Raw genomic sequence first — 13,763 nt, 5'->3', positions numbered from 1 at the left:
GCCCGATGAATCATGCCGAATTGCCGGTGACCACACTGGCACTCACCGAGGCCGTGCAGGCCCGGCGCGGTGGTGGCGGTGGAACGAGCGTCGGCATCGGCCTGCCGGATTGGCTGTGGATCACCATCCTGGTGGTGGTCGTGCTGATCGTGCTCATCGTCGTGATCCGCAAGTACAGCTCGAACAATGACGCGCCGCGGCAGCTGCCGCCCCAGCAGTACCGGCAGCCCTATCCGCAGCCGGTCGCGCAGCAGCCGTATCCGCCGCAGTACCAGCAGGGTTACCCGCAGCAGCCGCAGGGCCACTATCCGCCGCCGTACCCGCAGCAGGGGCAGTACCCGCAGCCGTATCCGCCGCAGCAGCCGATGCCGTACCCGCAGCAGTACGCGCCCTACCCGGGTCAGCCGCAGTACCAGCAGCCGTACCGGCGCTGAGGACCTACCGGCCGGGTCCGGCGGCGGCGTGCACCGCCACCAGCCGGGCCTGCCGGATCGTGTTCCACAGCGGTCGCAGCAGCGACTCGTGCGCGCCGAGCGCGCTGGCCGAGGTCGGCGACGACGCGGGCTCGTGCTGGGCGACGGTGAGGATCGCCGCCACGTGATCGGCGGTGTCGAGAATGCGCTTGGCGCGCAACGGGATCGAGTCGGGGTAGGCGTGCCGGGAGTAGGCGGCCAGTTGCGCTTCGATCTGCTCGCGCGGATCGGCGTCGCCGGAACCGACTGCGGTGGTGTGCAGTCGCATGAGCGCGTCGGCGGCGTCGCGCACCGATTCGCGCATGGTGTATTCCGCTTCGCCCAGTGACATGTCGGGCCCGCTGGTCCGCGGGATCTCGACGCTGTAGACGGTCCACTGCAGGGTCTCGTCGTCGTCCCACTGCGGGATCAGACCGGCGCCCTGCTCGCCGGGCACTCCCAGCAGCAGCCCTTCCTCGGCGTCCACCGCGTCGGCCGCGAAGGCCGTGCCGATGGGCAGCCCACGCACGTCACCGGCGGCGGGCAGGACCAGCCGCAGCTGGGCGCCCGCGGGGGCCATGGCCTCGCGGATCACCTTGAGCAGGGGCATGACCCCGGTTCCCGCGGCCTCGCCGCGCGAGGTCCACGGCAGGTCGGTGCGGCCGCCGGTCACGGGATCGCCGGCGGCGAGGGTGTGCCGCGGTGCCCAGGCGTGCAGTGCCTCCAACAGGTCGTCGGGCGCGCTGGTACCGGCCAGCCAGGAGCCGGCCCACAGCGTCAGCGTGGCACTGGGAGAGCACATAATCATCGAGCATAAAGGTTTGCCCGGCTTCGTGTGCGGGCACTGAGTACCTGTCTGACCTGCGCCTGGACTACTCGGGTTCGGTGACGAAGTCGATGAGCCGTTCCACGGCCCCGATCAGGGGCGCCTCCAGATCCCGGAACGAGCCGACCGCGTCGTAGACCCGCCGCCAGCCCTCCTGCGGGGTACCCCAGCCCAGCCGCGCGCAGATCCCGGTCTTCCAGTCCTCGCCGCGCGCACCACCGGCCACGCGTCGATCCCGACCGCGGCGGGCCGCACCGCCTGCCACACGTCGATGAACGGATGCCCGGTCACCAGCACGTGCGGGCCGAGCCCGGTGGTCAGCTGGGTCTCCTTGGAGCCGGTCACCAGGTGGTCGACCAGCACGCCCACCCTGGCGCCGGGACCGGGCCCGAACTCGGTCAGCCGGGCGCCGAGGTTGTCCAGACCCTCGAGGTGCTCGACCACGACGCCCTCCACCCGCAGATCGTGGCCCCAGACCCGCTCCACGAGGGCGGCGTCGTGCACACCCTCCACCCAGATCCGGCTGGTCCTGGCCACCCGGGCCCGCAGGCCCTCGACCCGGGTCGACCCGGACGCCGACCGTGTGGGCTGCTTCGGCGCCGCCGCGGTGGGCCGGACCAGGGTCACCGGCCTGCCGTCGATCAGGAACGCCGCCTCGCGCAGCGCGAACAGCCGGACCGCGCCGCGGCCGTCCTCGAGTTTGACGAAGTCGCCGTCGTAGCTGCGGTCGAAACCGACTACGGCGCCACAGAATCCGCTCGCCGCGTCCTCCACCACCAGATCGCGGTCCGCGCTCACCTTCGGCACCGGGGTCTTCTTGGTGCGCTGGTGCCCGGAATAGATGTCGCCGCCGTACATGTCACGCCCACTCACCCGGCCGAGCTTAGAGGCGCGGCGCCCGAACCGGCGGCAGCGGCACGCGAAACCGGTTGGAGCGCACGATCGCGGCCGGGGGTGGCGAGCCCGCCCGGAAACCGGTTTTCACGGCTAGGGTGGAGGTGTGGCCGCAATAGTCTGGCTGATCGCGGGCATCGTCCTGGCGGCGGCGGAAATGCTCACCGGGGATCTCACGCTGCTCATGCTCGGTGTCGCCGCTCTGGGCACCGCGGGCATCAGCGCCGCGGCGGATCTCCCGCTGTGGGGCGACGCCCTGGTGTTCGCCGGTGTCTCGGCCGTGTTGTTCCTCGGTGTGCGGCCGGTGCTGCGCCGCAAATTCGGCACCCCGCCGCCGGTGCCGACGAATGTCGATGCGCTGCCGGGGAAGTCGGCGCTCGTCCTCGAACAGGTGGCGGCACATTCGGGTCAGGTCAAGCTCGGTGGCGAGGTGTGGACGGCGCGGCCGCTCGACCCCACCGAGGTGTACGAGGCCGGTGTGACCGTCTACGTGATGAAGATCGACGGCGCCACCGCCGTCGTCTGGAAGGGTCCCTGAGCAATGGTTGCCTTGATCGTTGCCGCCGTCCTCGTCCTGCTGGTCGTGGTGGTGGTCTTCAAATCGATCGCACTCGTCCCGCAGGCCGAGGCGGCGGTGATCGAACGGCTCGGGCGCTACTCGCGCACCGTGTCCGGTCAGCTGACGTTCCTCGTCCCGTTCGCCGATCGCGTCCGCGCGAAGGTCGACCTGCGCGAGCGGGTGGTGTCCTTCCCGCCGCAGCCGGTGATCACCCAGGACAACCTCACCCTGCAGATCGACTCGGTGGTGTACTTCCAGGTCACCAGCCCGCAGGCCGCGGTGTACGAGATCAGCAACTACATCGCCGCCGTCGAGCAGCTCACCGTCACCACGCTGCGCAACGTGGTCGGCGGCATGACCCTCGAGGAGACGCTGACCTCCCGCGACCAGATCAACAACCAGCTGCGCGGCGTCCTCGACGAGGCCACCGGCCGCTGGGGCCTGCGGGTGGCCCGCGTCGAGCTCAAGTCCATCGATCCGCCGCCGTCGATCCAGGAATCGATGGAGAAGCAGATGAAGGCCGACCGCGAGAAGCGCGCGATGATCCTCACCGCCGAGGGCACCCGCGAATCGCAGATCAAGACGGCCGAGGGCGCCAAGCAGGCGCAGATCCTGTCCGCCGAGGGCGCCAAGCAGTCGGCGATCCTGTCGGCCGAGGGTGAACGGCAGAGCCGGATCCTGCGCGCCCAGGGTGAGCGGGCCGCCTCCTACCTGCAGGCCCAGGGTCAGGCCAAGGCCATCGAGAAGGTGTTCGCCGCCATCAAGAACGGCAAGCCCACCCCGGAACTGCTTGCCTACCAATACATGCAGACGCTGCCGATGGTCGCGCGCGGCGACGCCAACAAGGTGTGGCTGGTGCCCAGCGATTTCGGCAAGGCGCTGGAAGGGTTCGCGCAGAACTTCGCCACCAAGGGCGAGGACGGCGTGTTCCGCTACGAGCCCTCGCCCGAGCCGGAACAGCCGGTGAAGATCGAGGACGACTCCGACGTCGCCGACTGGTTCGAAACCGCCTCGGACCCGAAGATCGAGCAGGCGGTGCGCGCCGCCGAGGCGACCGCCCGTACGCCGGTCGAGGGCTTCGAGCCGCCGCGCCCGAAAACCCCGCCGGCGCCGAACCCTTCGCTGCCGTCGCCGCCGCCGGTGGCGCCGCAGCCGGAGACCGCGCACCCGGACGATCAGCTCGGCCGTCCCTGGCAGCCGCCCCAGCACGGCTGACCCGTCGCCGCCGGGAACCCGCCGCGGTTCCCGGCTCGTGGGCAAAGCGGCCGCCCGGCCTCGCCACGCGTGCGAGAGTAGGGACGTGGGCAGGCGTGTGCCGGGGAACCTCCCGGTGGAAGTGACCAGCTTCGTCGGACGCGACGACGACGTCGCGGCGGCCAGGAAACTGCTCGGCGGCACCCGGTTGCTCACGCTGACCGGGGTGGGCGGGGTCGGCAAGACCCGGCTGAGCAGGCGGGTCGGCGAGGCCGTGCAGCGGGCGTTCCCCGACGGGGTGTGGCTGGTCGAGCTGGCCCACGTGAGCGATCCGAACCTGGTGGCCTCGACGGTGGCGCGCGAGCTGGGCCTGCGCGACGACACCAGCGCCCCGCTGACCGTGCTCACCGACTTCCTGGGCGACCGCGATCTGCTGCTGATCCTGGACAACTGCGAACACGTGATCGGCGCCTGCGCGGCGCTCGTCGACCGGATCGTCCCCGCGACCACCGGGCTGCGGATCCTGGCGACCAGCCGCGAGCCGCTCGCGGTACCCGGCGAACAGGTGCTGCCGGTGCTGCCGCTCACGGTGCCCGACCCCGGCTCGGGCGATCTGGACAGCGCGGCGGCGCGGCTGCTCGTCGACCGGGCGAGCGCCGCGGATCCCGCCTTCCGGCGGACCCCGGCCAACGCGGCCACCCTCGCCGCGATCTGCGTGCGCCTCGACGGCATCCCGCTCGCGCTGGAACTGGCCGCCCTGCGGATGCGGATGTTCACCCCCGAACAGGTCCTGGCCCGCCTCGACGACGCCATGGGCCTGCTCACCACCGGCCCGCGCACCGCACCGCACCGGCAGCAGACCCTGGCCTCGGCCATCCGCTGGAGCTACGACCTGTGCACGCCCGACGAGCAGCGGCTCTGGGAGCAGCTGTCGGTCTTCGCGGGCGGTCTCGACGTGGACGCCGCCGAGGCGGTCTGCCTGATCGGTCCGCCGCAGGCGCTGCTGGCCGCGCTGACCGGGCTGGTGGAGAAATCGGTGCTGGTCTACGGGCCCGGCGCCGACGGCACCGGCCGGTACACGATGCTCGAGCCGCTGCGGCAGTTCGGCCGCGATCGGTTGCGGGCGCGGGGCGAGGAGGACGCGGTCCGGGTCGCGCACCGGGAGTACTACTACCGGCTCGCGCGGCGTGGACGCACCGACTACTGGAGCGGCGCCGACGTCGACTGGTTCCGCGCCGTCACCCGTGAGCACGCCAATTTCCGTGCGGCGCTGCAATTCTCACTCCACGATCCCGCCGGGGGCAGGCGTGCGCTCGGCCTGGCGACCGAGCTGTGGCCGTTCTGGGAGCACTGCCACTTCCTGCTGGAGGGGTACCGCTGGCTGTCGGAGGCACTGGCCCGGGACACCGAACGCAGCGTCGACCGGGCCAGGGCGCTGGCGGCGTCCTCGGTGATCGCGGCCATGCTCTCCGACACCGCGACGGCCGGGGAGTTCGCCGCGGCCAGCGTGGAGATCGCCGTCGAATCCGGCTCGGTGGAGGTGCTGGCCGAGGCCGACATGGCCCGGGCGGTGCTGGCCTTCGGTGCCGGTGAGCTGCGCACGGCGCTCGACATCGCCGTGGCGGCCTCGAGCGTGGCCCGCGACTGCGCCCACCTGCGGGTGGAGATGGAGAGCCTGGCGTTCGGCGCGGTGTGCGCGCTGGCGCTGGAGGACCCGCTGGCCGGCGTCATGGCCGAGCGTCTGCTCACCTTGACCACCGAGCACGGTTCGCATCTGCTCGGCGGGCTCGCGTATTGGGCGGTCGGCACCCAGCGGTGGCGCGACGGCGATCAGCAGGCCGCGATCCGCGCGCTGCGCCACTCGATCGAGCTGTTCCGGCTCTTCGACCGGTGCGCCTGGCTGGCGACCAGCGTGGACGGGCTGGCCTGGGCCGCGGCCGCGGACGGTGACCCGGTGCGCGCGGCGCGGCTGATGGGCGCGGCCTCCACTGTCCGCCAAGGCAGTTCGCAGCGGCTGGCGCACGCGATGACCCATCTCATCGGTCACCGGGTCCGCGACCAGGTCGAGGACGCGCTGGGCGAGCAGGAGTTCGCGGCCTGCTTCGACGCGGGCGCCGCGCTGCCGCTCGACGACGCCGTCGACTACGCCATGGACACGACACCGCCGCCGCCCGCCGTCGCCGCACCGGCGGGCCCGGACGTGCTGACGCGCCGGGAACGCGATGTGGCCCGGCTGCTCGCGCGCGGGTACGGCAACCGCCGCATCGCACAGGAACTGGTGATCTCCATCCGCACCGCCGAGAGCCACGTCGACCACATCCTCACCAAACTCGGCTTCACCTCCCGCACCCAGGTCGCCGCCTGGGCCAGCCGCAACACCCTCTGACTGTGCCGCGTCCCCGGCGCTCGGGGACCGGCAGATCCCGCTGGACGGAGTCCGGCCGCCGCTGAGTGAGACCGGATCCGCCGCCGGGATCGCGCTGTGCCGAAGGTGGACGGAGCCGCCGGTGTACCGAGCCGGCGAAGATCCGTAGTCCGGGGCCGATCTCCGTAGTTTCCGGGATTTCCCGGCGGTGTCGTGACGGCACTGTGAGGGGGAACACCAGCGAGAAGTGATGAGGTGACCCCATGACGGTCGACGTGCCCGTCCAGCCCCGGCAGGCCCAGCGCGGCGGCGTGCCGCCGGTCTCGATGATCGAGCGGATGACGCTGATCCTGGACGCCTTCGACGGGACGATCCCGGTCCGCACCCTGCTCGATGTCGCCGAACGGACCGGGCTACCGCGGTCGAGCGTGCACCGCATCATCGATCAGATGGTCCGGTTGCGGTGGCTCGCGCACGCTCCCGGCGGTTACCGGCTCGGCACCAGGGCACTCGAACTCGGCGGTCTCGCCGTCGAACACAACGAGATCAGGGAGGCGGTGAGCCCGCTGCTGCAGGAGGTGTGCCAGCGCACGGGAATGGTCGGGCATCTCGGGGTCCTCGACGGGCCCGAGGTGCTCTATCTGGACAAGGCGGCGGGCCGCTGTGGCGACGCCATTCCCACCCGCCTGGGCGGTCGGATGCCCGCGCACAGCACCGCGATCGGGAAGGCCCTGCTGGCGACGCTGGAACCGAGCGTGGTCGAGCTGGCGTTCCGGGAGCGGCTGCCGCGGCTCACCGCACGCACCATCGGACAGCGGGCCGAGCTGCATCGCGAACTGGACCGGGTGCGCGAGCATCAGGGGGTCGCGGTCGACCGGGAGGAGTCGGTCGCCGGCGTGGTGTGCGTGGCGGTGCCGATCCGCGGCCGGGTGCCGGGCGCCGTCGGCGCGCTGTCGCTGTCGGGCAGGCTCGGTGGCGCGCGGGCGCCGGGGACGAGCAGGCTGGCCCGGGTCCTCGTCGAGGTCGCCGACGAGGCCGCCCGCGCGGTCTTCCCGCGCTACGGGCGGTGGCACTGAGGAGCTCAGTGCGGCAGCGGCAGCAGTTCGACGAGCGTGCCGCGGCCGGTGCCGGGCGGCAGGACGGCCAGCGCCTGGCAGCCGATGAGCCCGGCCAGGTGCGGGGTGTGCGCGGGACCGGTGCTGCGCCACACCCCGCCGGTCTGCTGCTGGATGGGCACGATCCGGGTCGACTCGCCTTCCATCACCCCGGCGTCGGAGAGCCTGCCCCACATGGCGGGCGCGGGCAGGCGCAGGGTGAGCGCGTCGACCACGGCGGGACCGATCGCCAGCAGCGCCGCGACCGCCGCGAACGGGTTGCCGGGCAGGCCGAGCAGCACCCGCCCGTCGGGTAGCTGGGCCACCAGGGTGGACCCGCCGGGCCGCAGGGCGACCCGTTCCACGACGATGCGGGCGCCGAGTTCGGCCAGCAGCGCGCGCAGGTGATCGGCGGCGCCGCGACCGGTGGCCCCGACCATGACGACCAGGTCGGCGTGGGATTTGAGCGTCAGCCAGGAGCGCAGCAGGTCATGGCCGTCGGACAGATGCCACAGCCCGGTGCTCTCGATATCGCAGCAGCGCAGGAACTGCGGCAGCACCGGACCCAGCGAATCCCTGGTCTCCCCGGCGCCCAGCGGGCCCACGGCCCGGATCTCGTCGCCGGTCATCACGACATCGGCGCGCAACGGCCCGCGCACGGTGACGGTCTCGGCCTCCGCGCTCAGCGCCGCCGAGACCAGCGCGGCCGACACCCGGGTGCCCGCCCCCGCGAGTTCGACGCCGCTGTGCCAGTGCTCGCCCTGGCGCCGGGTGTCGTCGCGCACCGGGGCGCCGGGGGCGCGCATGACCACCGGCTGCCCGGAGACCGAGGTCGTCACCACATGTTCGTCGCGCAGGGTGGCGGTGGTGCCCAGCGGGGTGGCGGCGCCGGTCGCGATGCGGACCGCCTCACCGGGCGCGAGCACCACCGAGCAGGCCCGGCCCGCGTACCTGATCTGTTCGTGCAACCGCCACCAGGGACCCGGCCCGGCGACGGCGTACCCGTCCATCGCGGCACTGTCGACCCGGGGCAGGGGCCCACCCGTGGTGAGCGCGGCGGCCAGCGTGGCCCCGATCGCGTCGGCCACGGGGATCTCCCGCACGCCGATCGGCGCCAGCCCTTCGGCGATCTGGGCGCGTACCCTGGCCAGCCCGCATTCCACGGCCGGAACCATCACGCCCGCTCGTGCGCTCACCACCACGTCCAGCCTCCGACCACAGTTCACCGACAATCCCGCCCATCGTCCGCAGTGGCCGTTGCCTGTGATTTTCTGGCCAGTTGCCCCGCGATGACGTTGTGCTCACCCGGCAGGCGCCGGACCGGTGCGTATTCGGACACATCGGCTCAGGGGCGGCTGCCCCTGGCCTCGAGCAGCATGCCGAGATAGCCGAGTTCCTGACTCTGTGACTGCGCCATGGCGCGCGCGGCCTGTTTGACCGGCCCGGTGGTCAAGAGGGCGTCGGCGGCCCTGGCCATGGTGACGCCGCCGGCGTGGTGACGGTACATCAGCTGCAGGAACAGTGTTTCGGCCGCGACGCCGCGGGCGGCCGACAGGGCGTCCAGCTCGGCGGTGGTCGCCATGCCCGGCATCGCGGCCGCCGCCTCGTGATGGTGACCCGCCGAGGCGGCCATCCACGTCATGGGTTGCGCCGAGGTCGGCGCCGCCCCCGCCAGCTGGGTCCAGCCCAGCAGGGTGCCGATCTCCACCCGCTGGGTGTCGCCGATCTGCTCGGCCAGCCTGCGCACGGTGGGGTCGGCGGCCGGATCGAGCCGCTCGGCGAGGATCAGCGCCTGCTGGTGATGGGCGGTCATGTCCTGGGCGAAACCGAGTTCGATCGCGGTGAGCACCGGTGCGGGCGTGGCCTTTTCGGTGATCAGCAGCGGGCGCAGCGCGGCGCCGAGAACGAGCAGGAACACCGCGAGACCGACTGCCGCGGCTACGCGGAGCGCACGGGCCATCCTCACGACCCCACGGTCGACTGCTGGTCGGCCGGCGGGGCGTACACCTGGTTGTCGAGTTGCAGCACCATGAAGCCGTTGTCGGAGCAGGAGACGTACAGCTGGTCGCCGCGCCATTCCGGCGGCGAGAAGCACCAGTCGGTCGACATGTCGCCGAACGCCACGTCACCGGCCCGGGAGGTGAGCGCCTGGGCGGGGTCGAACTGGCCCTCCGCCATCGCCCGCAGCGCGGCGGGCGCGCTCATCACCGGGATGCCGATGATCGAGGCCAGCGCGTGCGGCGAATTCCAGACCTCCAGGTTGCGGCCGGTCCGTGCCGGCGGATTGAAGTAGGCGATCTCCCGGATGGCCGCGGGATCGCGGACGTCGAAGACCCGGATGCCGGAGGAGATCCAGCCGCAGGCCAGCGCGGTCGGATCGGCCGGGCGGTCGGCCGCGCAGTAGTGCGATTCGTAGGAGAACGCCGAACCACCCATGGACGAACCGACATTGGCGTCGATATTGCCCGGCAAGTTGATCTCGAGCTTGATCTTCGCGGTGATGTTCGGGTCACCGTCGACGGAGACGTCGATGAGCTTGACCCCGCCGGAACCGCCTTCGTCGACGGTGAAGACGTGCGGTACGCCGTCGTAGGTCACCGGCACGCTGTGCTGGGTGGCCCACCCGTCGGTCCAGAACGTCCGGCCCAGGTGCGGTACCTGCGGATTCGGGTCGCGGCGCTGCACCGCGCTCACATCGAGCACGGTGAATCCGCCGAGCGCGGAGATGTAGAGCCGGTTGCCGTCCGGGCTCACGCCGAGGCCGTGCGCCTCGATCCCGGTGAGGCCCTGCCAGACGACGCGCGGTTGTGCGGGATCGGTGAGGTCGATCGCGCTCAGGAAGCCCGGCGCGATCCCGGAGGCCCAGTACGTCCGCCCGTCCGGGGAGAAGCCGCCCTCGTGCGTCGTGATCGGCAGTGGCATGAGCAGATTCGAGCCGGTGCCGGGGTTGAGCAGTCGCGGATGCGCGCAATCGGAGATGTCGTACACCGAGAGGTAGCCGGCACCGATCCCCACCGGGACGCCGGTGCCGACCAGCAGTTTGCGGGTGGTGTTGACCTTCAGCGTCTCCCAGGTCCCGGCCAGCATGGCCGGTTCGGTGAGGGTGGCGGTGACCCGCGGGTTCGCCGGATCGGACACATCGAGCACCTGCACACCCTGGTGCTCGCTGATCATGTTCCCGGGGAAGAACGTGCCCATGTAGGCGCAGTGCTCGAAACTGGTCGAGGTGATGCCCGCGCCGCGCCCGGCGTAGTTGCCCACCATCGACATGTTGCAGCGGTAACCCAGTGTGCTGCGGCCGCTGTCTCGGTCAGCCGCGGGCACGTCGCCCTGCAGGCCGGATTCCGGCAGCGAGCCGGGTCCGCAGTCGGCGCGCGGCACCGCCGTGCGCCCGACATCCAGGAACTCCCGCACCGCACCGGTGAGGTCGGCGAACGGATCCGCCGCCGAACCGGACGGCAGCCCGAGTACCACGAGCGCGGTCACCGCGGCCAGAGCCGTGGACCGCAGGAGTGATCTCCCCGAACGTGTACGCATCTGTCGCCTCCATTGCCGACTTCCCCGGACTGACTCAGACAGTCGTCCCCCTGCTGGGATGGTAGATCGAGTGCCGGGTCCGCGCGGGCGATTTCGCCGAACCGGACGCTTGACCGGCGGCTCGGTTACCCCGTCCCGGTGGCGAAACGCTGTACGGTTGCCTGAGTTACGTCGGGGTGTGTCTGTGAGGGTCGTCGGCGCGACCGGAGAGGACTCGGGTGCCATGTCCAGCGATGTCGTAGGCAGATCCGACGAGAAGGACGCGACGGTGGCGCCGGTAGCCGGTCGATCGCCGGGCGGGCCCCGGCTGGATCGATTCGTCTTCAGCGCCACCGCGATCGGCGCACTGGCCTTCGTCGCCTGGGGCGTGCTCGACCACGAGAGTCTCGCGTCCGCGGCCGGGACGGCCCAGAAATGGGTCATCACCAACACGGGCTGGCTGTTCGTCCTGGTGGCCACGGCGTTCGTGGTCTTCGTGATCTGGGTGGCGGCCAGCCGCTACGGGCGCATCCCGCTCGGCGCCGACGACGAGAAACCCGAGTTCCGGACGGTGTCCTGGATCGCGATGATGTTCAGCGCGGGCATGGGCATCGGGCTCATGTTCTGGGGTGTGGCCGAACCGCTCTCGCACTATGTGAACCCGCCGCCGCACACCGCCGAGCCCGGCACCCCGGCCGCCGCCGAGGTGGCCATGGCGACCACGCTGTTCCACTGGACCCTGCACCCGTGGGCGATCTACGCCGTCGCCGGCCTGGCCATCGCCTACGGCACCTTCCGGAAAGGCCGCTCGCAGTTGATCTCCGCGGTGTTCCGCCCGCTGCTGGGTCGCCACGCCGAAGGACTGGGCGGGCGCGCCATCGACATGATGGCGATCTTCGCGACCTTGTTCGGGTCGGCGGCCTCGCTGGGCCTGGGCGCGTTGCAGATCGGCGCGGGCATGGAGTTCAACGGCTGGATCGACGGCATCGGCAAGGTCGGGCTGGTCGCCGTCATCTCCGGGCTGACCGTCGCGTTCGTGCTGTCGGCGGTGTCGGGGGTGGAGCGCGGCATCCAGTGGCTGTCCAACATCAACATGGTGCTGGCGCTGGCGATCGCGGCGTTCGTCTTCGTCGCCGGCCCGACGCTGCTGGTGCTCAACCTGATCCCGACCTCCATCGGCGACTACGTCGAGATGCTGCCGACCATGGCCTCGCGCACCGGCGCGGGCGACGAGGCGATGCAGACGTGGCTGTCGCAGTGGACCATCTTCTACTGGGCCTGGTGGATCTCGTGGACCCCGTTCGTCGGGATGTTCATCGCCCGGATCAGCCGGGGGCGCACCATCCGCCAGTTCGTCACCGGGGTCCTGCTGGTCCCCAGTGCGGTGAGCCTGCTCTGGTTCGCGGTCTTCGGCGGGGCAGGCATCGCCGAGCAGGCCGAGGACGGCGCGCTCACCGAGGCCGACGGCTCGGTCGATTCCGACTTCGCGCTGTTCCACCTGCTCGACCAGTACCCGATCACCTCGGTGACCACGGTGGTGGTGATGATCCTGGTCGGCATCTTCTTCGTCTCCGGCGCCGACGCGGCCTCGATCGTGATGGGCACGCTGTCCGAACGCGGCAGCATCGAACCGTCGCGGCTGATCGTCATCTTCTGGGGTGCCGCGACCGGCGCGGTCGCCGCGATCATGCTGGTGATCGCCGACTCCGACGACCTCGGCGGCGCGCTCACCGGCCTGCAGGCGCTGACCACGGTGGTGTCGCTGCCGTTCCTGGTGGTGATGGCGGCGATGTGCGTGTCGCTGTACAAGGACCTGCGCACCGACCCGCTGATCCTGCGCGCCGATCGTGGCATCGAGCTGGTCGAGATCGCCGTGGACAAGGGCACCGAACTGCACGAGGGCGATTTCACGCTGGTCACCGAACCCGCGGAGGACGAGCCGGACCAGCCGCCCGCGCGGGCCTAGTCCGTCGCCTCGAGCCGTGCCAGCGCCGCGGTGAGATCGGTGCAGGCGCGGCCGAGCCGTGCGCGCAGCACGTCGGCCGACTCGGCGACGGCGGCCTGGGCGCGCACGTACTCGGCGCGGCCCGCGGGTGTCTCGATCCGCACCGGCTCGTAGCCGAACTCGCGCAGGTCGTACGGGCTGGCCCGCATGTCGAGTTCGCGTGCGGTGCAGGCCAGTTCGAAGCAGTCCAGCAGCAGATCCGACGAGATCAGCGGGGCGAGTTTGAAACCCCACTTGTAGAGGTCCATGTTGGCGTGCAGGCAGCCCGGCTGTTCCCGCCGCAGCTGATCGGCGCGGGTGAGCGGCTCGGCATTGCGGCCGACGGCGTCGGGGGTGAAGAACCGGAACGCGTCGAAGTGGGTGCAGCGCAACGACATCGACTCCACCACGGCGTCGGTGCCCGCGGACCCCAGCCGCAGCGGCACCTGCTGATGGCGGACCTCGTCGGTGCGATACACCATCGCCCACTCGTGCAGCCCGAAACACGACAGCTGCGCGGGCCGGCGCGCGGTGGCGCCCAGCAGTTCGGCGACGAAACCGATCGTGTCCCGGCGCTTGGCCAGATACGCCGGGTCGGCGGTGAACACCGCGTCCCGCACCCGGTGATAGCCGCGCGCACCGGCGTAGTCGTGCGCCTCGCGCAACCCGATGCCGAAGCCGGGATGCCACCGCCGCAGCTGCGAGGGCTTGTTGCCGTAGTAGGTGAACAGAAAATCGATGACCGGATGCGTGGTACCCGCCGCCCGCCGCTCCAGATACGGCCCGACCAGCCGATCGAGCCGCTCCCTGTGTGCGGACGCGGCGGCCTGCCACTCGACCTCGGGCAATACCCGCAGGTCGAGAGCGTGGTCCAGGTCG

The 13,763-nt window shown here is 71.5% G+C and carries 11 protein-coding genes and 1 pseudogene; 6 read left to right on the top strand and 6 right to left on the bottom strand.

The window, feature by feature from the left end; genetic code table 11:
• Positions 1–5 precede the first annotated feature (5 nt).
• Positions 6–434 carry a hypothetical protein gene (locus EL493_RS32500; RefSeq protein WP_019050347.1) on the top strand — a complete coding sequence of 143 codons (429 nt, stop codon included), beginning with the start codon at positions 6–8 and terminating at the stop codon, positions 432–434.
• 4 nt (positions 435–438) lie between these two features.
• On the opposite strand, the gene EL493_RS23975 is transcribed toward EL493_RS32500, so the two are convergent.
• On the bottom strand, positions 439–1,254 hold the full coding sequence (locus tag EL493_RS23975) for a hypothetical protein (RefSeq protein WP_019050346.1): 816 nt from the start codon (positions 1,252–1,254) through the stop codon (positions 439–441).
• Positions 1,255–1,324: 70 nt separating this feature from the next.
• Positions 1,325–2,136 (bottom strand): annotated as a pseudogene (locus EL493_RS23970) (DUF3097 domain-containing protein).
• 142 nt (positions 2,137–2,278) lie between these two features.
• Between EL493_RS23970 and EL493_RS23965 the strand changes: the two are divergent.
• The 4 genes from EL493_RS23965 to EL493_RS23950 all read left to right on the top strand — a co-directional run bounded on the left by EL493_RS23965 (position 2,279) and on the right by EL493_RS23950 (position 7,366).
• Positions 2,279–2,710, top strand: a complete 432-nt coding sequence (locus tag EL493_RS23965) for an NfeD family protein (RefSeq protein ID WP_019050344.1) — start codon at positions 2,279–2,281, stop codon at positions 2,708–2,710.
• A 3-nt stretch (positions 2,711–2,713) separates the two neighbouring features.
• Entirely contained in the window at positions 2,714–3,946 is a 1,233-nt protein-coding gene (locus tag EL493_RS23960) for an SPFH domain-containing protein (protein ID WP_022566034.1), read from the top strand.
• 115 nt (positions 3,947–4,061) lie between these two features.
• Positions 4,062–6,311 carry an ATP-binding protein gene (locus EL493_RS23955; protein ID WP_051719578.1) on the top strand — a complete coding sequence of 750 codons (2,250 nt, stop codon included), beginning with the start codon at positions 4,062–4,064 and terminating at the stop codon, positions 6,309–6,311.
• Positions 6,312–6,553: 242 nt separating this feature from the next.
• The gene (locus EL493_RS23950) at positions 6,554–7,366 is read left to right on the top strand and encodes an IclR family transcriptional regulator (protein ID WP_019050341.1); all 813 of its coding nucleotides are present in this window, start codon (positions 6,554–6,556) and stop codon (positions 7,364–7,366) included.
• Between the two features lie 5 nt (positions 7,367–7,371).
• Here EL493_RS23950 and EL493_RS23945 read toward each other — a convergent pair whose 3' ends face one another.
• The 3 genes from EL493_RS23945 to EL493_RS23935 all read right to left on the bottom strand — a co-directional run bounded on the left by EL493_RS23945 (position 7,372) and on the right by EL493_RS23935 (position 10,921).
• The gene (locus EL493_RS23945; protein ID WP_198041122.1) at positions 7,372–8,580 is read right to left on the bottom strand and encodes a molybdopterin-binding protein; all 1,209 of its coding nucleotides are present in this window, start codon (positions 8,578–8,580) and stop codon (positions 7,372–7,374) included.
• A 149-nt stretch (positions 8,581–8,729) separates the two neighbouring features.
• Positions 8,730–9,344: a DUF305 domain-containing protein gene (locus tag EL493_RS23940; protein ID WP_019050339.1), complete on the bottom strand. Its 615-nt coding sequence runs from the start codon at positions 9,342–9,344 to the stop codon at positions 8,730–8,732.
• A 2-nt stretch (positions 9,345–9,346) separates the two neighbouring features.
• Positions 9,347–10,921 carry an LVIVD repeat-containing protein gene (locus EL493_RS23935; RefSeq protein ID WP_022566037.1) on the bottom strand — a complete coding sequence of 525 codons (1,575 nt, stop codon included), beginning with the start codon at positions 10,919–10,921 and terminating at the stop codon, positions 9,347–9,349.
• A gap of 223 nt (positions 10,922–11,144) precedes the next feature.
• Between EL493_RS23935 and EL493_RS23930 the strand changes: the two genes are divergently transcribed.
• The gene (locus tag EL493_RS23930) at positions 11,145–12,866 is read left to right on the top strand and encodes a BCCT family transporter (RefSeq protein ID WP_019050337.1); all 1,722 of its coding nucleotides are present in this window, start codon (positions 11,145–11,147) and stop codon (positions 12,864–12,866) included.
• Here EL493_RS23930 and EL493_RS23925 read toward each other — a convergent pair.
• Positions 12,863–13,741, bottom strand: a complete 879-nt coding sequence (locus EL493_RS23925; protein ID WP_036836615.1) for a hypothetical protein — start codon at positions 13,739–13,741, stop codon at positions 12,863–12,865. The two genes, EL493_RS23930 and EL493_RS23925, sit on opposite strands and share 4 nt — an antisense overlap.
• Between the last annotated feature and the right edge of the window lie 22 nt (positions 13,742–13,763).

This window comes from Nocardia asteroides (assembly GCF_900637185.1).
Classification (GTDB): Bacteria; Actinomycetota; Actinomycetes; order Mycobacteriales; family Mycobacteriaceae; genus Nocardia; species Nocardia asteroides.
Note: the sequence above shows the minus strand (reverse complement) of the source record. Positions and strands in the feature narration are given on the sequence as shown.

Bases quoted from the DNA above. Each gene is read 5' to 3' on its own strand.
- EL493_RS32500 (WP_019050347.1), top strand. From the start codon at position 6: ATGAATCATGCCGAATTGCCGGTGACCACACTGGCACTCACCGAGGCC.
- EL493_RS23975 (WP_019050346.1), bottom strand. From the start codon at position 1,254: ATGTGCTCTCCCAGTGCCACGCTGACGCTGTGGGCCGGCTCCTGGCTG.
- EL493_RS23960 (WP_022566034.1), top strand. From the start codon at position 2,714: ATGGTTGCCTTGATCGTTGCCGCCGTCCTCGTCCTGCTGGTCGTGGTG.
- EL493_RS23950 (WP_019050341.1), top strand. From the start codon at position 6,554: ATGACGGTCGACGTGCCCGTCCAGCCCCGGCAGGCCCAGCGCGGCGGC.
- EL493_RS23940 (WP_019050339.1), bottom strand. From the start codon at position 9,344: ATGGCCCGTGCGCTCCGCGTAGCCGCGGCAGTCGGTCTCGCGGTGTTC.
- EL493_RS23935 (WP_022566037.1), bottom strand. From the start codon at position 10,921: ATGCGTACACGTTCGGGGAGATCACTCCTGCGGTCCACGGCTCTGGCC.
- EL493_RS23930 (WP_019050337.1), top strand. From the start codon at position 11,145: ATGTCCAGCGATGTCGTAGGCAGATCCGACGAGAAGGACGCGACGGTG.